This is a genomic window from Novipirellula rosea (assembly GCF_039541335.1).
Taxonomy (GTDB): Bacteria; Planctomycetota; Planctomycetia; order Pirellulales; family Pirellulaceae; genus Novipirellula; species Novipirellula rosea.
On sequence record NZ_BAABGA010000067.1, the window covers coordinates 94,926 to 117,059 of the forward strand.

At 52.6% G+C, this 22,134-nt stretch carries 23 protein-coding genes and 1 tRNA gene; 7 read left to right on the top strand and 17 right to left on the bottom strand.

Annotated elements, in window-relative coordinates; genetic code table 11:
- Window positions 1-44 precede the first annotated feature (44 nt).
- Window positions 45-857, bottom strand: a complete 813-nt coding sequence (locus tag ABD971_RS24830; RefSeq protein ID WP_345326548.1) for a Nif3-like dinuclear metal center hexameric protein — start codon at window positions 855-857, stop codon at window positions 45-47.
- A gap of 292 nt (window positions 858-1,149) precedes the next feature.
- The gene (gene infC / locus ABD971_RS24835) at window positions 1,150-1,680 is read right to left on the bottom strand and encodes a translation initiation factor IF-3 (RefSeq protein WP_339944790.1); all 531 of its coding nucleotides are present in this window, start codon (window positions 1,678-1,680) and stop codon (window positions 1,150-1,152) included.
- Window positions 1,681-2,329: 649 nt separating this feature from the next.
- On the opposite strand from infC, the gene ABD971_RS24840 reads away from it, so the two are divergent.
- Window positions 2,330-2,403: transfer RNA gene (locus tag ABD971_RS24840), tRNA-Val, on the top strand.
- 121 nt (window positions 2,404-2,524) lie between these two features.
- A complete protein-coding gene (locus ABD971_RS24845) occupies window positions 2,525-3,586 on the top strand; it encodes a tyrosine-type recombinase/integrase (protein WP_345326552.1) in 1,062 nt (353 codons plus the stop codon).
- An 86-nt stretch (window positions 3,587-3,672) separates the two neighbouring features.
- Here the strand turns inward: ABD971_RS24845 and ABD971_RS24850 are convergent, their stop codons facing one another.
- From ABD971_RS24850 to ABD971_RS24905, 12 genes are all read right to left on the bottom strand, one after another.
- Entirely contained in the window at window positions 3,673-3,972 is a 300-nt protein-coding gene (locus ABD971_RS24850; RefSeq protein ID WP_345326554.1) for a hypothetical protein, read from the bottom strand.
- Window positions 3,973-4,244: 272 nt separating this feature from the next.
- A complete protein-coding gene (locus ABD971_RS24855; protein WP_345326556.1) occupies window positions 4,245-4,511 on the bottom strand; it encodes a hypothetical protein in 267 nt (88 codons plus the stop codon).
- A 78-nt stretch (window positions 4,512-4,589) separates the two neighbouring features.
- A complete protein-coding gene (locus ABD971_RS24860; RefSeq protein WP_345326558.1) occupies window positions 4,590-5,066 on the bottom strand; it encodes a hypothetical protein in 477 nt (158 codons plus the stop codon).
- Between the two features lie 451 nt (window positions 5,067-5,517).
- The gene (locus ABD971_RS24865; RefSeq protein WP_345326560.1) at window positions 5,518-5,718 is read right to left on the bottom strand and encodes a helix-turn-helix domain-containing protein; all 201 of its coding nucleotides are present in this window, start codon (window positions 5,716-5,718) and stop codon (window positions 5,518-5,520) included.
- A gap of 3 nt (window positions 5,719-5,721) precedes the next feature.
- Window positions 5,722-6,507, bottom strand: coding sequence for a hypothetical protein (locus tag ABD971_RS24870; RefSeq protein ID WP_345326562.1), 786 nt, complete (start codon window positions 6,505-6,507; stop codon window positions 5,722-5,724).
- On the bottom strand, window positions 6,504-8,111 hold the full coding sequence (locus ABD971_RS24875) for a type IV secretory system conjugative DNA transfer family protein (RefSeq protein WP_345326564.1): 1,608 nt from the start codon (window positions 8,109-8,111) through the stop codon (window positions 6,504-6,506). The genes ABD971_RS24870 and ABD971_RS24875 overlap by 4 nt, the downstream gene beginning before the upstream one ends.
- Before the next feature lie 41 nt (window positions 8,112-8,152).
- Window positions 8,153-8,854, bottom strand: a complete 702-nt coding sequence (locus ABD971_RS24880; RefSeq protein WP_345326566.1) for a hypothetical protein — start codon at window positions 8,852-8,854, stop codon at window positions 8,153-8,155.
- Window positions 8,855-8,872: 18 nt separating this feature from the next.
- On the bottom strand, window positions 8,873-9,493 hold the full coding sequence (locus ABD971_RS24885) for a hypothetical protein (protein WP_345326568.1): 621 nt from the start codon (window positions 9,491-9,493) through the stop codon (window positions 8,873-8,875).
- Window positions 9,486-10,409, bottom strand: a complete 924-nt coding sequence (locus ABD971_RS24890; RefSeq protein WP_345326570.1) for a hypothetical protein — start codon at window positions 10,407-10,409, stop codon at window positions 9,486-9,488. The genes ABD971_RS24885 and ABD971_RS24890 overlap by 8 nt, the downstream gene beginning before the upstream one ends.
- 300 nt (window positions 10,410-10,709) lie before the next feature.
- On the bottom strand, window positions 10,710-11,738 hold the full coding sequence (locus tag ABD971_RS24895) for a vWA domain-containing protein (protein WP_345326572.1): 1,029 nt from the start codon (window positions 11,736-11,738) through the stop codon (window positions 10,710-10,712).
- A complete protein-coding gene (locus ABD971_RS24900) occupies window positions 11,731-12,474 on the bottom strand; it encodes a MotA/TolQ/ExbB proton channel family protein (protein WP_345326574.1) in 744 nt (247 codons plus the stop codon). Before ABD971_RS24900 ends, ABD971_RS24895 begins: the two co-directional genes overlap by 8 nt.
- A complete protein-coding gene (locus tag ABD971_RS24905) occupies window positions 12,471-13,526 on the bottom strand; it encodes a hypothetical protein (protein WP_345326576.1) in 1,056 nt (351 codons plus the stop codon). Before ABD971_RS24905 ends, ABD971_RS24900 begins: the two co-directional genes overlap by 4 nt.
- A 110-nt stretch (window positions 13,527-13,636) precedes the next feature.
- Here ABD971_RS24905 and ABD971_RS24910 point away from each other — a divergent pair, with 110 nt between their 5' ends.
- On the top strand, window positions 13,637-14,629 hold the full coding sequence (locus ABD971_RS24910; protein WP_345326578.1) for a hypothetical protein: 993 nt from the start codon (window positions 13,637-13,639) through the stop codon (window positions 14,627-14,629).
- Between the two features lie 652 nt (window positions 14,630-15,281).
- On the opposite strand, the gene ABD971_RS24915 is transcribed toward ABD971_RS24910, so the two are convergent.
- Window positions 15,282-16,385, bottom strand: a complete 1,104-nt coding sequence (locus ABD971_RS24915) for a replication initiator protein A (RefSeq protein WP_345326580.1) — start codon at window positions 16,383-16,385, stop codon at window positions 15,282-15,284.
- A gap of 451 nt (window positions 16,386-16,836) precedes the next feature.
- Between ABD971_RS24915 and ABD971_RS24920 the strand changes: the two genes are divergently transcribed.
- The 3 genes from ABD971_RS24920 to ABD971_RS24930 all read left to right on the top strand — a co-directional run bounded on the left by ABD971_RS24920 (window position 16,837) and on the right by ABD971_RS24930 (window position 19,195).
- Window positions 16,837-17,445 carry a recombinase family protein gene (locus ABD971_RS24920; RefSeq protein ID WP_345326582.1) on the top strand — a complete coding sequence of 203 codons (609 nt, stop codon included), beginning with the start codon at window positions 16,837-16,839 and terminating at the stop codon, window positions 17,443-17,445.
- Between the two features lie 247 nt (window positions 17,446-17,692).
- Window positions 17,693-18,055 carry a phosphoglycerate kinase gene (locus tag ABD971_RS24925; protein WP_345326584.1) on the top strand — a complete coding sequence of 121 codons (363 nt, stop codon included), beginning with the start codon at window positions 17,693-17,695 and terminating at the stop codon, window positions 18,053-18,055.
- Window positions 18,056-18,220: 165 nt separating this feature from the next.
- Complete coding sequence (locus tag ABD971_RS24930) at window positions 18,221-19,195, top strand: toprim domain-containing protein (RefSeq protein ID WP_345326586.1); 975 nt, start codon at window positions 18,221-18,223, stop codon at window positions 19,193-19,195.
- A 516-nt stretch (window positions 19,196-19,711) separates the two neighbouring features.
- Here ABD971_RS24930 and ABD971_RS24935 read toward each other — a convergent pair.
- Complete coding sequence (locus tag ABD971_RS24935; protein WP_345326588.1) at window positions 19,712-19,963, bottom strand: hypothetical protein; 252 nt, start codon at window positions 19,961-19,963, stop codon at window positions 19,712-19,714.
- Between the two features lie 50 nt (window positions 19,964-20,013).
- Between ABD971_RS24935 and ABD971_RS24940 the strand changes: the two genes are divergently transcribed.
- Window positions 20,014-20,652, top strand: coding sequence for a DUF6876 family protein (locus ABD971_RS24940; RefSeq protein WP_345326590.1), 639 nt, complete (start codon window positions 20,014-20,016; stop codon window positions 20,650-20,652).
- Between the two features lie 483 nt (window positions 20,653-21,135).
- On the opposite strand, the gene ABD971_RS24945 is transcribed toward ABD971_RS24940, so the two are convergent.
- Window positions 21,136-21,960 carry a hypothetical protein gene (locus tag ABD971_RS24945; protein WP_345326592.1) on the bottom strand — a complete coding sequence of 275 codons (825 nt, stop codon included), beginning with the start codon at window positions 21,958-21,960 and terminating at the stop codon, window positions 21,136-21,138.
- Between the last annotated feature and the right edge of the window lie 174 nt (window positions 21,961-22,134).

The following is a 22,134-nucleotide window of genomic DNA, read 5'->3' on the forward strand; positions in this document are numbered from 1 at the left end:
GTGAGCAAAACGCTTTAAAAACAAATGGCTTTTGCAGCCTCGACTCAGCCGGCCACGATTTGGATCGGGTCCGACTCGAGGCGACTCGGCCAAATTGTCAGCTCCGCAAGACTCGCTGACAGTTGCTGGGCCAACCACTCCATCGCGAACCGTTCACTCCAGTAGTGCCCCAACAACACTAAACCGACCTGCAGCGATTCCGCTTCCAAACAGGTGTGAAAGGTGGCCTCGCCGGTGACCAGAGCGTCACAGCCTTTGCGTTTTGCGGCCGCCAGGAAACTGCCACCACTTCCGCAAGCAAACGCGACTCGGCGAACGGGTTGGTTCGCCGCGCCCACGCGTCGGACATGCGTCGCGTCGACCACTTTGGCCGCCGCAAGCGCAAGCTCGTCCAGTGCAACCGCTTGTCCGAAATCCCCAAACCGACCGCTGCCCAAGTCGGCGATGTTTTCAGCGGCCGCTTCGAAAGGAATCAACGCCTGCGTCTCTGCGACTCCCAATCGATCGGCCCACAACTGATTGATGCCGCTGGCGGCAGAATCAAACGCAGTGTGGGCGCTGTAGACGGCGACTCGTGCTTCGACCAAACGCAGCAGCATCGAACCGGCAATCGTGTCGGAGGTCAAGCGAGACAGCGGCTTAAAGGGAAGCGGATGATGTGCGACCAGCAGATCGACGTCTTCGTCGACCGCTTCTTGCACGACTGCGGGAGTGATCGTTAAACAAGTCATCACTCGCGAGACGCCGAGGTTGCGATCGCCGACCAGCAATCCAACATTGTCCCAAGACTCGGCAAGTCGCAGCGGCGCGATCTCGGCGAGTCGCTGGCAGATTTGATCTACAGAGATTTTTGGCACGCTGACTCTTTCACCTTTCTGGCTTCCAATCGCATCTCGCGGAAGCCATCATCAATATTCTCGAAAGCGACGAGGCGTCAGAGAGCGTCCGGCTTAAAAAAACCTCTTTGTCACCCGGCCGTGATTCCCAAGGCCGCCAAGCAATCACCGCTGCAACCCGACGCGTGAGCGAGGGACCACGGGTAATGTGACGCGGGCATCAAATAGTCGCGATCGTTGCGTCGCCCATTCTTTAGTCGGGCGGCTTTCGCCGCACCGTTGGAAACACAATTGCGGTACGATCAAGCGAAGTTTACTTCGGCGCGATCATACAGATCATACGACGACCGTGTTGCTGCGGTGGCGTTTCAACCTTGCCTACTTCGCTCAACATTTCGACGACCATCGCCATGACCTTGCGGCCTTCTTCGATGTGGGCCATCTCACGACCGCGAAACAGAACACTGATTTGGACTTTGTCCTTGTGTTCGAGAAACTTCTCCGCTTGGCGAATTTTCGTGCGGATGTCTTCGTCACCTGTTTTCGGGCGAAGACGAATTTCTTTGGTCTTTGTCCGTGCGTGACTGTTGTGAAGTTTTTTGTTCTTATCGTATTTGTATTTGCCGTAATCCATGATCCGGCAAACCGGGGGTCGCTCGTTCGGAGCGACTTCGACAAGATCCAGGCCCGCATCGCGAGCACGTTCGAGGGCCTGCTCGGTTGGGATAATCCCTAACTGCTCCCCCTCTTCGCTGACAACTCGAATCGGGCTGATTCGAATCTGATTGTTAATACGAATGGTATCGCGAGGATCCTGCTGAGTGCTTTTTCGTGCCAACGCCACTAATAAATTCTGCTCCGGCCGGAGGGCATTCCGGCTCAACTTGGAAGGAAAACCGCGATCAGGCCAGAAATAACCGGCCGCATTCGCAGTAGGGAAGGTGTTCCAGGAAACAAAACCACTTTGCTTCCGATGGACACCCACGCAACTAACTGTAGGTCATCGTTTAACTAGGCCGACTGTAGCGGGGGACTCTTTGGGTGGTGAGTCTCCGCCGCCGGTCCAACATGCTCTGGTGGCAATGTAGAACGACGTCAAGCCCAAATCTCACCTCAAAAGTATCCATATCATCGGTGGTGAGCGTCAACAGTGAAACGTGTGAAATCCCTATTTTGCCAAGGAAGAGTACCCCGAAAGCGGTCTGCAGCGTCCGCAAAGCGAGCTAGAGGGGCCAAGTAGGAGTCGTTTTGCGGTACGGAGTGGCATTTTTACGATTTGCCGGATCCGTATTGGGAGGATAAAAAAAAATTGGCAGGGTGAAAAAAAAGAAGTGTGAAGATCTACTTGACGAATCGGCATGATCGGCACAGACTACCGCAACGATTTTGGATGGCATTTTTTGAGGGCCGAGTTTGTTAAAGAACCGAACCTCGGGAAACCGAAACAGAATCCCATGGCAGCGGACCGATCGCTGTCGAATTTAAAAAAAATCGGGCAATTAGCTCAGTTGGTTAGAGCGCCACGTTGACATCGTGGAGGTCACAGATTCGAGTTCTGTATTGCCCATCACAAAAAAGCCCGCGAAAGCGGGCTTTTTTCTTGCCCTGACGGCTCCCATCGCGACACTAAATTCGACAGATGCACGGTTTAGTGCACGGTATGGCGAAACGATGATTGGAGCAAAGAGATGGCCGGGAAACCAAAACCCTTCTTCAGGAAGCAGACGCAGGCGTGGTACTGCTCAATCGGCGGACGCCAGATTCGGCTTGGTAAGGACAAAGATGCGGCTGAACAGAAGTTTCATGAGCTGATGTCGGATCGTGAGTCGATCAGTTCGGAAATCACAACGCTTTACGACCTCTCGCAGCGATACCTCGACTGGGTCCAGGAAAATCGCAAGCAAGGAACCTACGATAACAACTTGCTCTACCTGAAGAGCTTCATCGAGTCGATCGGCAAACGGCTTAAAGTTAGCCAGCTGAAAAAGCATCACATCACTAAATGGACGGGCGAGAACCAACACTGGTCTGACACCGCCACCAATGACGCCATTGCGATCGTTCAGCGGATGCTCAATTGGGCAGTGGAAGAAGGCTACCTGAAATATTCCCCCTTGCCAAAGGTCCGCAAACCACGCCGACAGCGACGCGACGTGGTTTATAACGCCCAGCAGTGGAAGCAAATCAAAGACGCTGCCACTGGCCCTCTCGTCGAGTTTCTCGATTTCCTGTACTGGACGGGTTGTCGCCCTAAAGAAGCCCGGATCGTTGAGAAGAAACATGTCCACGACGACCTGATCATCTTTCCCGCCGACGAATCCAAAGGCGAAAGCGAACCCCGCGTCATATTCCTATCGCCTGAACCGAAAGCGATCGTCGATCGACTCGTTGCCGAACGCCCTGAAGGTCCCCTCTTTCGCAACTCGCAGGGCAACCCGTGGACGAAAGATGCGATCAAGTGCCGGCTCAACCGGATGAGCAAAGTGATCGGCTTCCGAGTGATCGCCTACGGTGCCCGACACTCGTTCGCAACGAATGCCCTGACCACCGGTGGCGTCGATCCGATTTCGCTCTCGCACCTGATGGGACACAAAGACACCGCCATGGTCTCTCGCGTTTACAGCCACCTCGCCAAAAACGTCGATTTCCTACGTGCCCAAGCAAGCAAAGCCATCGCAGGTTTATCGAAACAAGACGAATGTTCAACGCAAGACATCGATTGCGAGGATGACACCGGCGCAAGTAAATGATCAACGCCAGCAAACGAGCCTGAATCAATATCTGCAATTATCGGATTTCGTACCCGCTTCCTGCTGAGTGAATACCTCCGTTTGCATCAAACTGGTTTTCGATTGGCGTTTTGAATTTCTTGGTCATCCTTCACCATCCAGCGATGCGACATGCCATGTTCCGTTTGAACCATTGGACCAACTTTCGTGCCTTTGGCACCGACCAATGGTACAACTTGACGACATTCGCAATGACTTGCATCGAAAGTAGGATCAAACCACAACCGAGCCAAAAGATGAGGAACAGGCAGGCGAGCCATACCGAGCAAAACACCAACAGATGCCCCACGAGAACCCCATGCGTTGACCTTAATGCGGGGACCATCGACGAGCAATGTTCCTGCCAAAACGCTGCTCCTTGATCATCGGAGGCGTGGAGAATCAAACATCCGAGAAAAAGGCAAACGGCGACAATGACTGAACACCTATCGAAGATTTGATCGCAAGTAGACTTTGACTTCTTCTGGAATGAGACAATCTCAGTCTGCGGTGGTGAATAGGGGTTCATCGAACAACTCTCCTCCGTAGGAATGAAGACGCATTTTTGCCGTGTTACTTTCGGAGCGAAGGTGCGCGGAGCGGTTCCTTTGCCTATAAATCGCGTTTGCAATTCGTGACACTAACTCGATTCGTCGCTGAGCGAGTCGAAAAGATGGCCGACCCCGTCTTGAATGCCGAGTGAAAATGGCAAACCGAATTCTTCGACGGTGTCATGACCGAACTGAATCAGTTCTGCTTCTGTGAAATGACCGTGGTCAATTAAGAAGTCATATTGCTCCCAGAACAACTGGGTTTGCTCGAGGACAATCGCATTGCCGCGATGGTCGACAAGGGTTCGCTCGCTCGGTGTGAGCCAAGTCTCGATTTGTTTCTTTGTCCAGTTCATGACTTACCCTAACGCGCTCGTGGTGTCCCGCGCAAGCTTTGTGTTTAACACGGGGCTTTCAGTTAACGGAGGAGGCTCCTATGGCCAGCGACAGGGAGTGTCATCCTGAATGGCAATCGCTTTGTCCTCGCTTAGAATTGCCCAGGCCTCTCCATCACCGAACGCGTACTCGTATCTCGCCAATTCCCATCCGGCCGCTTGAATCCAGACTTCAATTAGATCCCCGCACTTGAGCGGACGGGCCTGGAGGTAGTGACGCTTGCCTGACTGTTCGAGTCGTAATTCGAGAAAGTGCTGCCCAGAATCTTGCGGTGGTGCCGGATCAATTGATTCCCGCAAACGATCGATTGCACCGACGCCCCCACCACCGATGATCTTGGCGACGTCCCCAATACCCTCTATAGCCGACGGATCCATGCAGACCACTTCGCTCATCAGCAACTCGATGATCCGTCTTGCAGCTTTCTCGCTGCTTGACGCGTCAGGACGTCCCGCTTGGCGTGCGAGTTCGATCAGGTGATCAATATTTCGTTTTTGATTTTGCGTCACGGCCATGAGAACACCACATTGCGTTCGTGATTCAATTGTTTTTCCAACCAGCCCCGTTATCAATCTGAGCATTAACGTCCACGCCCGTTCGATGTGTCGTCTCGTCGGCCAGCAGTGTGTTTAAACTGTTGCCTAACTGGACGCTGCCTGAAGGGGCGGGTGTCGGGAAGTTTGCGAACATCGATGTTCTTCAGAGCCACGCTCACTCTTGCTGCCCCCCGGACTGACCTCGCGCCAGACGGGGTAAGCGTCAGACTGGGTTTCGAGAACGTTTGCTTCAGTCGATCTGCCACCACCTTGGAAAAGTGGGGTCGAACCTTGGGCAGATGATGTGCCTTCTTGAATGCTTCTCGCAGATTGACGGGCGGCCGCTTGGCCTTAGCCGTGAAGATCCGAAAGAGCGGTGTGAACTTGTAACGAGTGTGATCGGACATGAGTCAGCTCGGGTAGTGGAGAATTAAAAGTGTCGGCGTTGACCGGTGGGAATTTGGACAGACTCGTCGCGTCGTTCATCAAGAAAGCGTGCGAGATCGTCTTCGGATACCCGGCGGCATGATCCGATTTGATAGGAAGGAAGCTCTCCCCGAGCGACTAGGGCATATGTTAAGCTGACGCTGATCTTCAAACGCTGCGATACCTCTTTGACGGTAAGAAGCATGATTTATCCTCCGCTTGGAAGCGGACGATCTAAATCCTTTGCGATCGTTCCACTGGACAGGGGACCGGTCTCCGTGCCGGACTGGGTAAGGGCGATGGCAGCGTTAAGGACCACCGTCAAGGCCTCACCGTGTGAGACTGGAAGCGTGGCCACAGGCAAGGTCCGCAGTCGACGGGGACCCGTCGTACGCATGTTCGGCGTATTGCCCGATCCGCTACTGATTACAAGCTCAAGTTTTCTCGCCTGTCGCAAATGACTCTTGGGCCACATGCGAGGCGTTTTACCGGGAGTCGCGATGGAGATGTACTCGGAATAGTCCTCCGCTTCGGGATCGGCACGCATGGCGACTTTCACGAGTACTGGCATCTCGCGAAAGCTACGTGTGATACGGACACCGTTGCTGTAAAACCACGAACGAAACCCAATTGCGTCATGAGTGAAAAGGAACGTCAACCGTCGCGAGAGAAATGTCCCGGAGAGACACCGCGGCACCAAATATCGAATCAATGGCGAGGTGATGGCCATCAAAATCATGTATGCGAACAAACTCAGAACGCACCAGGCGATGAAGTCTCCACCGCTCACGCCATTGCCCGTCGGTATGGCACTCCACATCCAGTACAGGCAAACCCCGTGACACAGAACCAATACAACGCGGGTCAGTTGGAAACTGCGTTCGACCGCCCGCCAGTCCGAGACGCGGGTGGAGACGTAGGCTTCGCAGCGTTCCGCATCGAAGTACAACACGGGCGTGATCGGCAGTCCGGGATCGACCATACGGCGCATCATGGATGACCTCCGCTGCGACTGAAAGATTGTGAGTAATCAATTCGCCCCTTCAAAAACTCTGCTTTGTCATAAAAGCAACGCTGCAAAATCATCGGACGATATCCCGGACGCAGCACCAATTGCCGAAGCTTGGGATCGTCGCGAGCGAAGATCCGTTCAATCTCGTTCGGCGTCATCAACGGCTTGTTACCGATCGCCCACGATGCCCCCGTCGCCGCTTCTTGGACGATTTGTTCGCGACTAGGCTGATGGCTCGACGGAGTTGCCGTGAGAGCCTCGCCCAAGCGTTTACTGATGTAAGTCAGCGAGGCCTCGTCGAAACCCGAAAAGGTCTGGAATGTGCCGGCGTTGCCAAGGAACGTTTGCCAAGATTTGGGATAATGTGACTGCAATTGAGAGATGTCCTGCAACACGATCACCAATTTGACACCCAGCCCCGCAAATTGAGCGATCGCGGTTTCCATGCACTCGAGCCGACCAAGACTGTGAAATTCATCGAGGTAGAAAACCGTCTGGTTGCCGGTGGCGACGGGTTCGGCCTCACACGCGGACAGGCAGGTTTGGACCACCAATCGCTTGAATCCCTTCATCGCTTTGTTTCGCATCGCAGGGATAGATAGGTAAAGCGTGAGCGAACCGTTTTTGAGTTGTCGCGGGTTGACCGAAGGACCACGCAGGACGTCTTGTACTGCCTCGATGCCGATGAACGAGAGGTGTCGCCTCACGCTTGAAGCCATGCTGGAAAACTCATCACCCGTTCTTGAGTAAAAGGCATGGGCTCCGGCGCGTACGTAGCCTCCACCTGCGTCGGACTGAAGCATTTCGGTTTCGAGAGCATAGGCATGCGGATCGTTGGGGTCCGGCTTGGTCGCCGATGCCATCAATTCCCACACCGTGACCAAATCTCGGCATCCGGCATAGTTCGAGTGCGTAGAGGCGTGGATGCACAGACTTGCGATAAAGTCCTTTGCACCCTCGTCCCAGTGCGGGGCTTTCGCAGATTCGTTCTCGACCACCAACGCCTCGCTGATTTGCATCGCGTCAGCCGTCAGCATCCGACGATCAGATCGCAACAACTCTTCGATCACATTGAAACCGGTCCGGTAGCGGGTGGTGTTAGATCCTGAGCAGTTGAAGGGGTCGATGACCGCCTGGTCTTGCCCCAAAACCTCCGCCCTATACCGGGCGACGGTCGCCGCGTTGTCACCCTTTGGATCCAGAACTAGGTTCGAGGTTTCCTTTGGTGCCAAGATGAGATTGTTCAGGAGAAATGCACGCCCCTTCCCGCCCCTGCTGCCCGCCTGGAGAAAATGATGTCTGTCGTCGGACACGCCGATCGGGACGCCACCTTCGACCCAACGCGGTACCCTGCCATCAGATTGACGTGGCCCTGTGACCACCTTGCCGCCAACAACTCCCAAAAACAGCTTCGACTCTCGGTTGTGACGAACATCCATCCGCATCGACTCGGTGGCAGCGATGTCGGCAGGATGCTCAAAGTAATTGCTCGGTGGTCTTCCAACATGCTCGGCATGTTGGCCGCGAGGCAAATCGTCAAGCAAATCTCCGAAATTTGGAGGGTCGTTTCGTCTTGGCTTTGTCATCGGGAACCATTCGAAATGATGGGATAGGAAACGGAATCAACTCAGTGGAAGCTCGGCAGATCTGGGTTGGAGTTCAGTTCGTTGTTGATCACAAATTGCCCCGGTTGGAACCCGGCGCGTTCGATGATTTCGTTCCAACGGCCCACTTCGGCCTGTGCCACGTAATAAAGCGCGAGATTGCCGCCAGACTCGCGATAACGCGTCAGAGAGTCGAGCATCCGGAACCCCTCACGTGATCTCGTCCGTTGATGAGATTCCGAATCCACGAGATCACTCAGCAGCACGGTGACCGTTCGCGTCCGCTCGGTCACATCGGGCATCGCGTTGACGTAATCGATTGTTTCACGTGTCGCGACGTAGACCGGGGAACGGTTCGGCTTAGAATGAGCCTGCAGAAAATCCGCCATCACATCGGGAGAGCCGAACCGGTGACGGAGTTCTTCTGGCGATCCTGCAAAGAGAACCACCTGATCGTGTCCGCTCATTTGCGACAATACGATTTTGCAGTCCCCTCCCATGCTTTGATCGGTAAACGATTCCATTAACCCAAGCACCATCGGATAGGCACGCGCGCCGAAGTCTTTGGCAAAACTGCCACTCAAATCAACTGCAATTACCAGACAGGCGTCGAGTGATCTTGCCTCAAACATCGGACGCTGCACCGATTCCGTTTTCTTGACGCAGCCGGTCACCGGCAAAAGACAGGCGAGCATCCATGCTGCGTAGGAATGTTGATCTTTCATTGGATTGATTCCTTTGACTTAGACGTTGTTGGGTTGGTGATAGGATTGATGCAGCGCCGCGAAGGCGGCCACGCCGGCGACGTACAGGAGCGTGCAGGCGATCGGAACGTAGAACGGTGTGTCGGTCCAACCGTTGTTTTTGGCAGCCAATCCGACATAGAAGACGAAGGCATCGGCCGCGAGGATCGTGACGGCAATTGTGGTATAGAGATAAAACGCGAGCGGGCTACTTTTACGGTAGCCCATCACTTCGCCGAACCCTTTGGACTCCGAGATCACTCGTACCCAGATGAACGTGACCGCCAAGAACAATAGACCACTGGCGATGTGACTGAGATCCAGTTCCGAGAATCCTTGATAATCGCGTAAAAATTCCGCGTAGGGAAATGGCAACCGGTACAGTCGTGTACGCATCACGGACACCAATTCCCGAATGCCTTGCGCCGCAACAGCCAAACACAGCGTGAACAGAAGCGGGGCGATGATGATATTGAGCATCCAAAACCTGGCAAACTCGCCGAAAGATTTTCGTCGCTTTATTTGTCGCGGCATAGCGATGCCACTCTTCTCTCCATCATCACGGGGCAATGCGTCGTCAAATGTGTCGAGGTCGACACTGATGCGGCTGCGATCAAACATGAAAATTTTCTCCCGACTGATAGGTTTCAAGAGGCTCCAAAACGATGGCTTGGACAGGGTGACCAGAGCAAAGCTTTTTGTACGCTTGCTGAATCGCGTACATGATCTCTTCGGTTGTTGGATCGTTCTTGGGATTGACCGAGCGAACGAAGACTTGCACCGCGTTGTCTTGATGAACGAGTTGACCGAGCCCCTGACCTTGCGATGACTTTTTCTCTTGCAACTCGTTGCGTCGCTGCGAGACCCCCTTCATCGTCTCCGCATCAAGCTCGTCTTCACGAGTACGGCGGTATGTGGCATCGTCCTTACCCCCTTCAGTCGCGCTCACATCGACCGGAACTGATTCGATGGCATTGACCACCGCGGGTCTGCGAGGTCGATTTGAATTGTTGACAACATTCGGGGGTGGAGCATGTGCGGCGATAATGGCGTCAGCAACGCGGATGGTGATGATTTCACCGGCTCGAGCACGCTTGAGCGCCTCGTAGGTCGCTGTTTCCTGCGTGCCCGGCTCACACAATCGTTTGGTAGCCTCAGGCACAAATAAGGACGCTAATTTGGGGTCGGTGAGCAATGGTCGTCCGAGTCGCAAAAAGGCATTGCGGCAACGGATCTGCTGCGTCCGTTTCACGCCGGTCTCTTCCTCCATGACCTCAATTTGCTTGCGCCGCGACGCTTCGGGCGTCGCTAGCGTGAATAGATGGATCGCTAAACCAACAATCAAGATCGACTGAGACTTACGTTGTCGAATGCAATCGCTCATGCGAATTGCAATCAGTTGTTGCTGGTCCGGCTGAACCTCGGAAAAGCACCGAATCAATGCTTCCTCGTCGGTTTGGCAAATCGCCAGCACGAGGTCGTCTGAAAGGCCGTCCATGGCGTTCATCTGGCAAATCTGCGTTAGTAAATTACCCATGGGACGATCCTGGTGAGTGGGGATGAATTATCGCTATGCGGACGAAACAAACTATTAGTCATGGCGTTGGCTAGAAGGTATAAAAGCATCCGAACAGCCCACCTGCGAGTGAAGTAAAAATGATCACCCAGAAAACGGTTTCGGCGCGGACAAATGGAATACTCAGTCCAGAGCCAGTTCGGTGAAATGCTGGCACGGCCAAGTCTGTTCGATTACCCAACGGATCAGAGCGCGGGACAGGTCCGGTGGGACGCTCGCTTGTTGAGAAATTCAGTGGAAACGGTTGATCGCGACGGGCTGTCATGGTGTGGTTTCCCCCGCTGAGAAGGCTGCTGTGAGCACTAGCTCGAAAAGCTGTGAGTCCTGCGTCGAAAAGGTGGAGTGATCGTTGGCGTTGCCTAGCGATTGAAAGAATTTTTCGTCCACTGATCCAGATGCTCCGGTATAAAGGGCTAAAACGCGGCGATGTTTGCCCACGACTTGGGACCAGGTACGAAGATCACGTAACAACTCATGCTCAAGCGTCTGGTCACCACCGGAAACCTCACGCGTCGATACATCCCCGATCACGACGAGGCATTCTCGTGGTGCGTCCTGATAAGTTGTCAACCGGCGCATCGAAAAGCGAATGGCGGAGTCGATGTTCGCTTTACCGCCGCGAGCGGTGAGTCTGTTGATAAAATTTTGGATACGATTGACCGATACACCCATATCGCTGTTTGCAGGTAGGACAGCATCGATCGGCAAGTCGACTAGCTTGCCATCACGAAAAGCAATTACGCCGATGGATACCTCCGTGAGCGTTTGAGGCAAGGTCCGCATCAGTGAAGCAATTGTGACCTTCAAACGTTCAATGGCATCTTGCATCGAGCCTGTGCAGTCAATGCAGAGATCAAGTCTCAACGATTTTGCCGATCTCGCTTTGCTGATCGCTTCCTTCAATTGCAAAATTTCTCCTTGTAACGCTCGAGCTTGTTTCTCACTGTCTGCTTGCACAGCCTTGATATTTGCGTTCGCTGCATCGGCGGCGTCCTGAGCCTCCTTTTGGGCGGCTAGCATGGCCTTCTTTTCGGTTGCCGTTCGTTCGCGGTCACGTGATCGATCATCCGCGATCTTTGCGACGCGATTGGCAGCTTCCTGCATGCTCGCCTGCTGCGCCGTCATCAGGTTTTGCAACAGATCCTGATCGACTCTTGTCGCAACAGCTCTAATGCCTTGATTGACCATGAAGAAAAACATGAGGAACAAGAAGATGATCAGACAGTTCATCATCAAATCACCAAAGCCCGTCGAATCATCGGCGGCGTTGTCGTCTGGACTGTTACGCATCGGTTTTTCCTGACTGATTGTGGATAGGAAACATATCTAGCTGAGCGTCGAGGTCGTCGACGAATTGATCCACCTTCTGTTTGGCATGGACAACAAGCCCGAAGAGAAGGACGGATCCGAAAAAGGCAGCCGACAAGGTGGTCGAGATAGCAATCGCCATTGACGGCAAGGCATCCCCGATCGATCGAGACACAGCTTCAATATCGGTGACGTCTTCGGCGCCGACACTGATTGCGTCAAGCATGCCGATCATGCCAACACATGTGCCAACCAAACCCATCGCTGGGAGTGTTTTTGCGATCAACGTGACCGCACTGAGTTCGCTTATCAGAGATCGCTTCAAACAGCTAAGAATGCTTTCGTGACTGGATGCGCGTCCACGCACATCCTTGATTGTCATCGCTTTAATCGCCGTTAATGCGATCGGATTATCAATCTCTTGATGATCAAGGATTTCGTCGGCGGTCATAGGCGTGCAGAGCCAAAGGATCTGTTCCGAGCGACCGATGTGGTGACGCAGCCGTGAAAGCCAATTCAGAACACGAATGATCCCGACAATGGCGCAGCCAATGATGAACGTGTTCATCGTCGCACTTGAATACCCTGTCAAAACTCCAACCACGCCGAACAAGGCAAACACGCAAGAAAAAACCAACCATTTCCAGGCACCGCTCATCGTGTCAGCATTGAGCAACCGATCAGTATCGTTTTTATGAATAGGAGGAGGCATACTCATGATGCTGCCCCCACGACATCGAATGTGTCATCCTCGTCATCGCGTCGCTCGATCCGTGACATCGCCGCTCGCTCAAGAAGCGTCAACAAACGTTCCTCGCGTTCTGCCTGCTGCTCTTGCTCAATCCTTCTGCGTTCTTGGTCTCGACCGAAATCAATCGCCTGTTGCTGCTGGATTGCTAACGCCGACCCCGGTTCGCGATGGACAAAAACGAAAAATAGAATGGCAGCAAAGCAGGACGCAACACAAAGAACCACGGACGCGATGCGTGCGAAACTCTCACGGCGTTGTTGCTCCCTTCCCTCCTCCACGCCATCAATCCGTCCTAGTTTCTCACCTCGTAACTCACCCTTACGCTCAGCCAGTTCGATCTTTTTTGCGGCTTCCTCTTCAGCCTCACTGCGGCCCTTGATCTCGCCATAGATCTCCCCTTGCTTTTGCCCTTTGCGAAATTCATCGGCCGCCGCTTTAGCGTGACCGATCGCTTCGCCTTCTTTCATTCCTGCTTGATGACCTTTTAGCTCACCCTCAATCAATCCTGATTGATGGCCCAGTTCGCGAGCCCGCTCTTCACGTTTCTCTAAATCATGGAAAGCCGCGTTACGACCACTTGCCTCACCCGCACTGAAGCCCTCTGCACGTGCGGTTTGGGCTGCGCGTTGCTGCGACTGCAAGACCTGGCTCGTTGCGGTTGCCGTCGCAGTCTGTTGCGTCATACGTAATTCACGTTGATGCCGAGCTTCCGCTTCTTGCTGCTTTTTCGCGGCATTGGGATCGGGACAACCAGCGAACAGTAAAGTGATGACAGCAATCAGATTAACGCTTGTCTTAGGCCGACAGCTTTGAGGAAAAGTTAAACGGGACAGGAATTCAGACATGATAACCTCCAAAATGATCAACGAAACATTGGCGGATCTCGTCTCCGCCTGTACGTGAATCTTTTCGAGTGATCCATGATGAGCTATCCCAGAGCAGGACAGCAGAGTTGGACAAACCAGCCTGTCATGATCTGTCATCAGACAATGAAGGTGTCCAATCGTGTCAATAATCAAAAATGTGACAACATCTGTCGCTTCGCAAGGGATAAAATGGTGTTACATCACTCGCTATCCCCGGAGCCAACCAAATGGACATCGATGGAGACAAATTTCGAAAAGCCTACGTGGCTGCGGGCTATTCGCAGGAGAATTTCGCAGCCGCAACCAAAAAACATGATCCGACAGGAGTCGGAATCAATTCCAAGACCGTATATCGAATGGCAAGTAATAACAAAGCCTCTTCGCACTCTCTCATGGTTGCATCACTAACCTTGGGAGTGGCGGAGGATACGTTCTATCCCGATGATCCGTCCCCCCTGGACCCACGTTCCAACGCCTTCAAAGCATCCGAGTTTATCATTGACTTGGTTGATTGCGGCGTTGTGCCTCCTCAGTACTTCGGGCTCGACCAACCTGGAGAGGATTTCTGGGAGTTTCTCAAGCACGATATTTATCGACTTGATGGCCCTATGCCCCCGCGCGATCGTCGCCATCTATCGGATTCCGATTTCGCGGATGGAATTGATCGGCTTAAACGGATGTGTTTCCTGATCGAACTCTCCGATGGCACCATTCGGATCATCTCGCCCTCGGCACATGAAGTTCTTCAAGTTCTAAGGATGAGACTTGAGCAAGAAATCGACGTCATTCGAATGGCATGCAAGTTGTCCAACGAACAACGGGTCAAAATTTCTGCTGAGCAACAGGCCACCTACGACAAGTGTCTTCATTTACTTGCAACAGAACGTTACGGCGACTTGGTGGTATCGGAGGCATCGTGGCATTGTGCATGGTCGGGTGACTACGCTTCCATCCGCCGCGTGTTGAGAAACAACCTAAACTTGGCGATGCAAGTGGGAGACCGGATGTTGCGTTCAGGCCCAGGTGGAACAATTACCTGTCGCGAAGCAGAGTTCAAAGCGGAATTCACAATTATGCTCGAAGAGCTCAAACAAATGCAGGACGTCTTCCGTAAGTCACGAGATTTCCCACTCTTAAAGACGCTAATCACGAACCATGTCGGCCGTAGCGAACGCATCATCCGTCAGGTCGAGAATCGCAAGTTCGAAGCACTCAAGAAACTTCGGGAGAAGCAGGCATCACTCTCTCCGGAGTAAATCTCAGCACTTTCTGGATTGGGGACGAAATCGGGGGATATTCGCTCGTATCCAGATTGTCGAACGCACATTTTCGATCAACTTGCGGTAATTGTTCGACTTCGAGACGTTCGCTGACATCGCTGGCCCGACTGAGACGTTCCCATGTTACAACTAATTGCTGATGAAGACTCTCTGCAACTGCGGATGAGAATTTCTCGGGCAATCTCGTCCGATCAATCCATTCCCCAAAATTGCACTGCATTTCGACGACCACTTCATGCTCACACTTGTGCGCAAGCCAGTCGTCCACTACTTCATTGCTCCGACGTATTATCTCTTCGTAAAACCAGGGTTCCACCCACATTCGCTCCCCTGCGGTTGTTCGCGATACTCCCATCAAGGACTCCTTTATCGTTTGTTCGACGGCCACATTTAGACAGTCAAAATACCCTCTTCCAGGCGTTTGGACATGTCCAAATAGTCATGTTGAGCAAGCCAACTCGTGCCACGCTAAAGAACAAACCTCATGTGTTTCTCTTAGACACTTGGGCAATGCATCAAAAAGTACATTGCCAAACAAGATTTTTCGCGTCAATACTTTTTTCTGCTGCTGAAAACAAATACGAAAGCAATATTCGCGTTGATCGAGCTAATACTAATTGACCGACGTCTATACACTTCCGAATTGTGTCGGTCGTCTCTTTTGATGCCACTTTCGGCAAAACCCTAGAAACGCTGCCTCGGGGTTTCGTGGGAGCTTCGCATCGGACATTTCCATCCAAATGCGCCATTGCCGCTCCAGTTCATAAACGTCCCAGCCTGGGGCATCCATGCGGGCTGCGTGGTAGATCTCGGGGTCTAGCGGACGCACCGCCCCGCGATCCGTTGCGCCGCCATTGTTAATCGCGGGAATGCTCCCCCTACTCTCGAAAATCACCACATCCTTGCCGCGACCGCCTCGATCGTCGATCCGGATGCGATAGTCGGGGAAATGGTCATTGGCTTCGTCGTCCTTGCAGACTTTGAAAACCAAGCGTTTGAACTCTTTCAGCGTCGAACCTGATCCGCATTTCTTCCGCAACAAATCGAGTGAGATACGCCACTCGGGTTTGCGGCCGCAATGCTTCCTTGCGATCTCGTAGAGCCGGCGTTCAATCGCTTTGCGAAGGCGAAAGTAGTCACGGTTGAGCGTCAATACTTCCTTTGATTTGATAGCATTGAATACCCAGTCCGAGAGTTTCACTTCGATCTCTTGCATCCGTCCGTCACGGTGCTGGCGAACGATTTCAAAACTCTCAATCAGTCCGAATCCTCTTGTAATCTCCTTGTTACCTGAGACGATGTTCGTGGTGATCCGTGTGCCCGCCAATCGATCCATTGCTCCCTTGAGTAGTTCGTAGCCCCGACCGCTGGTCATGCGATTGGTGGCGGTCAAAAGATCGTACGCGCGGAAGCGGACGGCTTGCGAGACCTGTCGCCCCTCATTGATTGCCGCAATCAGCTGACTGATGCAAAAAATGAGGATATCGCGGTCGTGAATCGTAGCCAAACCATCCGACGACGGCTTGATCTCGATCCAGGCATCGTTGTGTTCGTATCGTCGTACGCGAAGGTCGGGCTTCGTGGACAAGCTGAAGACGGGGTGCGCCATCGAAGCCATGTCGGCTTTAGGAGCCGCGTCGAAAACGTCACAGACGAAGAAGTCTTGGACTGGGTGACGCTCCGGTAAAAGCGGAGATCGGTTCTTGATTGAGTTCGGTCCTTCACACACCATCCCGCATCAAACGACATTTCACACGCAATGTCAAATTGTTTCGACACTTCGCACACTTTTCATGCATATCGGTCCTTCACACACCCTTTCCTGCTTTCGACACTTTGCACACCCTTGTTCGACACTCTGCACACTTTTTAACGACACTTCACACACCGGACGATTTGAATCGCATCACAGATTCAATGACTTGCGCAAGTTTTTTTTCGCGTAACACTCTTTCAAACACAATTAAAACACTCACGGATAATTTCTAAAATTGACTCGATTGAGATTTCGAGCGTTCGCCGACCCAAATACGGCGGTTGGAAAAAAGTGTAAAGGGTCACTTGTCCCAAATTTGGGATGAACGACGCTGCGATTTTTGCGGGATCGATTCCGAAGTTAAATGCAAACTCTCAACTTTAATTGACCGTTGACGTTTGGAGGCAAGTCGTGGCACCCTACTCCCATGTCTCGTCGGATCGCACTTTACTGCCGCGTAAGTTCAAAATCGCAGGATACTGCCAGCCAAAAGCCGGACTTGCAACGATGGGCCGATGCGTTTGGTGACGATCACGAAATCACCTGGTACGAAGATCAGTTCTCCGGTCGCACAATGGATCGCCCCGCGTGGAACCGATTGATCAGCGATGCCAAACGAGGCAAATTGAGCAGGATCGTAGTTTGGCGATTAGATCGCCTCGGACGAACCGCAAATGGCCTGACCGCCCTCTTTGATGAATTGCCAAAACTCAAGGTCGGCTTGGTATCAATCAAAGACGGTCTGGATTTGGAAACGCCGGCGGGCCGATTGATGGCTAACGTACTCGCCAGTGTTGCCCAGTACGAAACTGAAGTTCGTGCAGAGCGAGTCCGCGCCGGTCAGTTGAAAGCTAAACGTCAGGGAAAAACTTGGGGTGGCTCTCAACCGGGGCGATTGCTGTTCCTTTCAAGTGATCAAGTCGAAACCATCCAGCATTTGCATCTCCAGGGAAAACCCAAAGCCGCGATTGCCCGTGCATGTGGTGTCAGCCGACCCACCGTTTACCGGATTTTGCGACAATACGATCCGTCGTAACCACGCTTAAACGGAACGTCGTATTTCCGACCGCCCCTTATGATACTGGCAAACAACCGTCACCTCGTTCTTCTTTCGGGTTGCCGTCGAAGAGAATGCCGCCACTTTGGCACCGGTCGCCATACCCGTCAATGAACTGCCCGCCCCTCCTCCGCAAAAGCGGAGCCGTGTTGTTCATGACGGCTGTGTCTTGTCCCGTTGCCTTTTCGTGTGCGTCCTTCAACGCAACCAACGAAAGGAGCACATCATGGGACTCGATATGTACGCAATGGCAACCAAGGAGCAACTCGACGACGTTGTCGATTTCAAAGCAGAAGACAGCCAAGAATTCTACTACTGGCGAAAGCATCCAAACCTTCACGGCTGGATGGAACAACTGTACTACAACAAAGGCGGTACCCAGGACTTCAACTGCGTTCCCGTCGCCCTGAATTTGAGTGATCTCGATCGCTTGGAAAGCGACATCAAGTCCTATCAACTTCCTGCTACCGAAGGATTTTTCTTCGGCCAAACGCAAGGCGACGAACAGGCCGGTGATCTGGAGCTCGTGGCCAAGGCTCGCGACATCATCGGGCAGGGCTATACCGTCTTCTACGACTCGTGGTGGTAAACCGCATCGCGACCAGGGCGATACTGCCCCGGTCTTATTCCACCGTGGTTGCGACCGTACGATCTGTCGTATTCACGATCAGACGCAAGGACTTACGAACAAATGTCGTGGACAACTTCATCAAAATGCTTGCTCAGCGCGCCCTACCCGCGATACGATCACCTCATGGAATCGTCACGCACTGGAGAACTCGAGCGTTTCAAGCGGATCAATTTGGTCGAGTACGCTGGCACCCGCGGCTATGTTGTCGATCCGCGTGCGAGCAGTCGCAATAGCATCGTCATGCGGCACACAAACGGCGATAAGCTCGGCATCGGCAAAACACCGAGTGGAACTTATGTTTTCTACAACTACAAAGGTAGCGAGTCCGGAACGATCATTGATCTGGTTCAGGCTCTCGATGGAGGATCACTCGGCGATGTACGCAAGACGCTTCGCAACTACGATGGCTCGGCAGTATCGCGAGCCCCCTCGCCCACATTGCCGTTCAAGCTTCAGCCGTCACAACACGACGCTTCCCGCGTCCTAGCGGAATGGATGAAGACCAAGCCCATCGGATCCAAAGGACATCCCTATTTGAACAAATATCGAGGGATCGCCGTCGCAATCCAAAATGATCCAATCTTCAAGGGGCGAATTCACATCGATGCCCGCGGCAACGCAGTCTTCCCCCACTACAACCTATCGGGTTTGTGCGGTTACGAACTGAAGAACGGCAACGCTTCGGGCACGACCTTCACTGGATTCAGTCCAGGAGGCCTAAAGGGTCTAGGATGCTCTCGCCCCATGCCAGACGACCGCGAGATGATCGTTTGCGAAACGGCCATCGACATGCTTAGCTTCGCAACGATCAACGGCACTCACCGGAAACGATTCTTCAGTACCGCTGGCCAAATCAGTCCCATGCAAATGGAATGTTTGCGCTCCGCAGCAGAGAAAATGCCTAGTGAAGATTCAAAGATTGTGCTGGCCTTGGACAACGATGAAGGCGGTCACAAACTCTCGACACACATCCGAGAAGCACTTCGACAAGTCACACTACCCATCGTCGATCGCTTTCCGCCAAAACAAGGCAGCGATTGGAATGATGTCTTGATGGAACACTTGAAACACGATTCTCCCCCTTTACGATTTGGCTGAAAATCGCATCGTCGTATCGGTGGCTCTACAGCAAATCGCACTCAATGAAACACGATTAATTTAATTGCACTCACGACGTTGCGTTACAACGTGAGTGCAATGCGCCGTGCTTATGGTTGTCAGTTGATACGAGTTTACGACAATACGATTGGTCACATTTGCGACGCTGTGGTCATGTCAGAAATGTCGGCCCGGATTGGGCGATCTCTTTCCAGAGGACGTCGACTCTTTTTCCACCGCCCCCGAAGGGGTTTTCTTTTTCGCGGCTGCATGTTTTCGTGTGTGCTGATTGTCACTCGCCTGATGAAAAATGGAACGCAAAAGCCCACTCAATTCATCAATGCTTTCGCGGAGAATGCGTATCTCGTGGATCAACTCTTTGTTATCCGGTTTGGACATCTCAAAACAACTGTGCTGGGACGGGAGGAGGGTGAACGTCCTCGTATTTCAGGCGTTTAACTTGCTCGTTCAATTGCTCCGCGAGGCTTGATAATAGGTCGTCCGAGCGAGCCGCCGTCATTCGAGTTCAAACGACGCATCGCATTGCGGATCATCAAGGACGAATTGGCAAGCCACTTCGCAGAACGCTCTCGCCAATGGTCCACTGATGGTAAATCCAGATCGACTTCCGACAGCAATTCGAAAGGACGGCGTAAACCCCTCTTTGCCAAGCCACTCCTGCAGGTTGCGTGCATGCTCGGCGGCTTCATCTTGCATGCCGAATGCTTGAGCTTCCATCATCGCGTTAAACGTTTCTTCTGGATCCATGACGTGGATATTGCGATTTTTCGCGACTACTTGTCAACGATTTTGTACGTTTGGCGATCCGTTCCATTCCGTTGACTGACTTTCCACGCAGCTTCCCGCCTTGCCCGCATCGCCGCAAGGGTTTTCCTGCCAGAGCATCGCTTCGCTTGTCTTCGGAAAATCGCTACGCGAAGACCCTTGCCCCGACGCCGGCGAACCAGGCGGGGTATCGCTTGCATGGTCAATCAACAGAAAGGAACGACACCATGAACAACGACATCCCAAATACACCTACCCAGCGGGGCAATCGAAAGAAACAGACACTTACCGAGAATGACTTGCGAAACTTCTACGGTGACCTGGAACGCTTTCGGCATCCACTCAACCGGCAAGTTATCTACACGCCAGGCGTGCAGTACGTGGCCGAAAAAGGGGAGGCCTACTGGCTCATCGATGCCATCGCATCCTGGATCGGTAGCGAAGAGTTCAATGAAGCCGCCGCGAAAGATCCCCGCATAAACAACATGCATTTCTGGACATTAAAACTTAGCGACGGCAACAAGGCGTCACTCTACGCCAAAGCCGACAGTCCCGATCTGCCGTTCATCGAGCAGGCCATCGAGTTCACCGATTTCCCACTCCAGAAAATCGATATCTGGGCTGGATTCGATGGCCGGCACTGGACGCTCTACCTGCCAAGCGAACACTAACGCAAACGCGGCTCGGCAGCTTCTCGCAAGCTGTCGAGCTACCCGCGACTAAGATTTTATCCCGTTGCAACGAAACGAAATAGGCTCGAGACTTCGTCTAAATACATGAAAGCCAGCTTTTGAACGGTAACTCACTTTAAGCGGCGTGAAAGATGAAGCAGTATCGGACAGATGGCTAGCTGGGTGTTCATGGTCATGGAAGGTTGCACCGACACTGTCTGCGTCCGCTGTTAGCGGTAAACTATCCTGAGCAACAATCACCAAGAAACTCGGGTCGCAACAAGAACAATTCGGCTAACCAGCCAAAACACTCTCATATGCCTACGGTCACGATTCGGCCAAAACCAGGACAGCGAAAACGCCCGTAACAAGTAACCCTTGAGCGAAAATCTGGACACCAGTATCGAGTGAGCCTTCAAGCATCGAGATGGAGATGCCATGCCGAAGTTCGTTCAATGCTCTGATCAGATACGCATAGGGCGTTTAGAACGAAACGATCATAGTCAGCAATTGCTGAACCTCTGGATGTTCTTTCGCGATCGATGATACTCTTCGACTTTGTGACTGAAGTGAATGTATCGTGTCCTGGATGTTATCAACGTGGTCGAGAAGTACACTCTCAGTCTCGTCCGATATCAGATCCTCGTCAATCGAATCGAATTCAAATCGGTTCTCCTCGAGTGCATTGACTAGTTTTTCGAGATGTGACTTGGTTGCTTGGACGTCCCCAACGGATGTAATTGTTCGAAGCAGGCTGTCAATTTGCTTTAGAATTTCGTCAATCCGCAATTGAATAGCAATTGCCTCATGATTAAGTGGCAACGTCGGCTGAGCCGAAATACGTTCCTCCACCCAACTGTACATCTCCTCTCGCGTCAGGAATTTTGAATCGTCATCAAGCCAAGGACGTAGGAAAGTTACGAAATCCCGCGAAGGGTCTAATAGTCCGTCGAGGAATACTTCTGGGCTTTTAGCAATATCATTCCAATGTGCGGATTGAAAAACATACGCATTTCGATGCTCGCCGTCCCACTGGCCAAATCTCTGGTAGTAAGGATACCAATACAATTGCGTCTGCCACCCATCCGCTGGTTCGAGAATTGGCAACGCATCGATAATGTAGAACCCTTCATAGCTCCGTGGATCTTCCTCGACATACTCGGTCTCTTCTGACGACACCGATACCCAGCTTAGTTCCCAATCCTTACGGTCAATCAATCTCAGCTGACTGGCACGGTACGTCAATGCGGTTGTATTTGTGATCGCATCGATTACTGATTCGGGCATTTTGAATTCATCAATCGCCATCTTGACTTGCTCCACTCATCGCCAAACCGAACGCTATCATATACAGCTCTATCATTTCTTGGCTATTTATTCGCTCAAGATTTGCTCCGTTTGATACCATCAATGTAACCCAGGCCTTAATCCCAGTAATATCTCGTCAAGAGTCACTAGGCGCTGTCGTAATTCAACGATTTG

Bases quoted from the DNA above. Each gene is read 5' to 3' on its own strand.
- ABD971_RS24885 (WP_345326568.1), bottom strand. From the start codon at position 9,493: ATGTTTGATCGCAGCCGCATCAGTGTCGACCTCGACACATTTGACGAC.
- ABD971_RS24895 (WP_345326572.1), bottom strand. From the start codon at position 11,738: ATGCGTAACAGTCCAGACGACAACGCCGCCGATGATTCGACGGGCTTT.
- ABD971_RS24880 (WP_345326566.1), bottom strand. From the start codon at position 8,854: ATGAAAGATCAACATTCCTACGCAGCATGGATGCTCGCCTGTCTTTTG.
- ABD971_RS24935 (WP_345326588.1), bottom strand. From the start codon at position 19,963: ATGGATCCAGAAGAAACGTTTAACGCGATGATGGAAGCTCAAGCATTC.
- ABD971_RS24870 (WP_345326562.1), bottom strand. From the start codon at position 6,507: ATGATGCGCCGTATGGTCGATCCCGGACTGCCGATCACGCCCGTGTTG.
- ABD971_RS24890 (WP_345326570.1), bottom strand. From the start codon at position 10,409: ATGGGTAATTTACTAACGCAGATTTGCCAGATGAACGCCATGGACGGC.
- ABD971_RS24925 (WP_345326584.1), top strand. From the start codon at position 17,693: ATGGGACTCGATATGTACGCAATGGCAACCAAGGAGCAACTCGACGAC.
- ABD971_RS24865 (WP_345326560.1), bottom strand. From the start codon at position 5,718: ATGCTTCTTACCGTCAAAGAGGTATCGCAGCGTTTGAAGATCAGCGTC.
- ABD971_RS24875 (WP_345326564.1), bottom strand. From the start codon at position 8,111: ATGACAAAGCCAAGACGAAACGACCCTCCAAATTTCGGAGATTTGCTT.
- ABD971_RS24920 (WP_345326582.1), top strand. From the start codon at position 16,837: ATGTCTCGTCGGATCGCACTTTACTGCCGCGTAAGTTCAAAATCGCAG.
- ABD971_RS24915 (WP_345326580.1), bottom strand. From the start codon at position 16,385: ATGGTGTGTGAAGGACCGAACTCAATCAAGAACCGATCTCCGCTTTTA.
- ABD971_RS24860 (WP_345326558.1), bottom strand. From the start codon at position 5,066: ATGGCCGTGACGCAAAATCAAAAACGAAATATTGATCACCTGATCGAA.
- ABD971_RS24855 (WP_345326556.1), bottom strand. From the start codon at position 4,511: ATGAACTGGACAAAGAAACAAATCGAGACTTGGCTCACACCGAGCGAG.
- ABD971_RS24900 (WP_345326574.1), bottom strand. From the start codon at position 12,474: ATGAGTATGCCTCCTCCTATTCATAAAAACGATACTGATCGGTTGCTC.
- ABD971_RS24930 (WP_345326586.1), top strand. From the start codon at position 18,221: ATGGAATCGTCACGCACTGGAGAACTCGAGCGTTTCAAGCGGATCAAT.
- ABD971_RS24945 (WP_345326592.1), bottom strand. From the start codon at position 21,960: ATGGCGATTGATGAATTCAAAATGCCCGAATCAGTAATCGATGCGATC.
- ABD971_RS24845 (WP_345326552.1), top strand. From the start codon at position 2,525: ATGGCCGGGAAACCAAAACCCTTCTTCAGGAAGCAGACGCAGGCGTGG.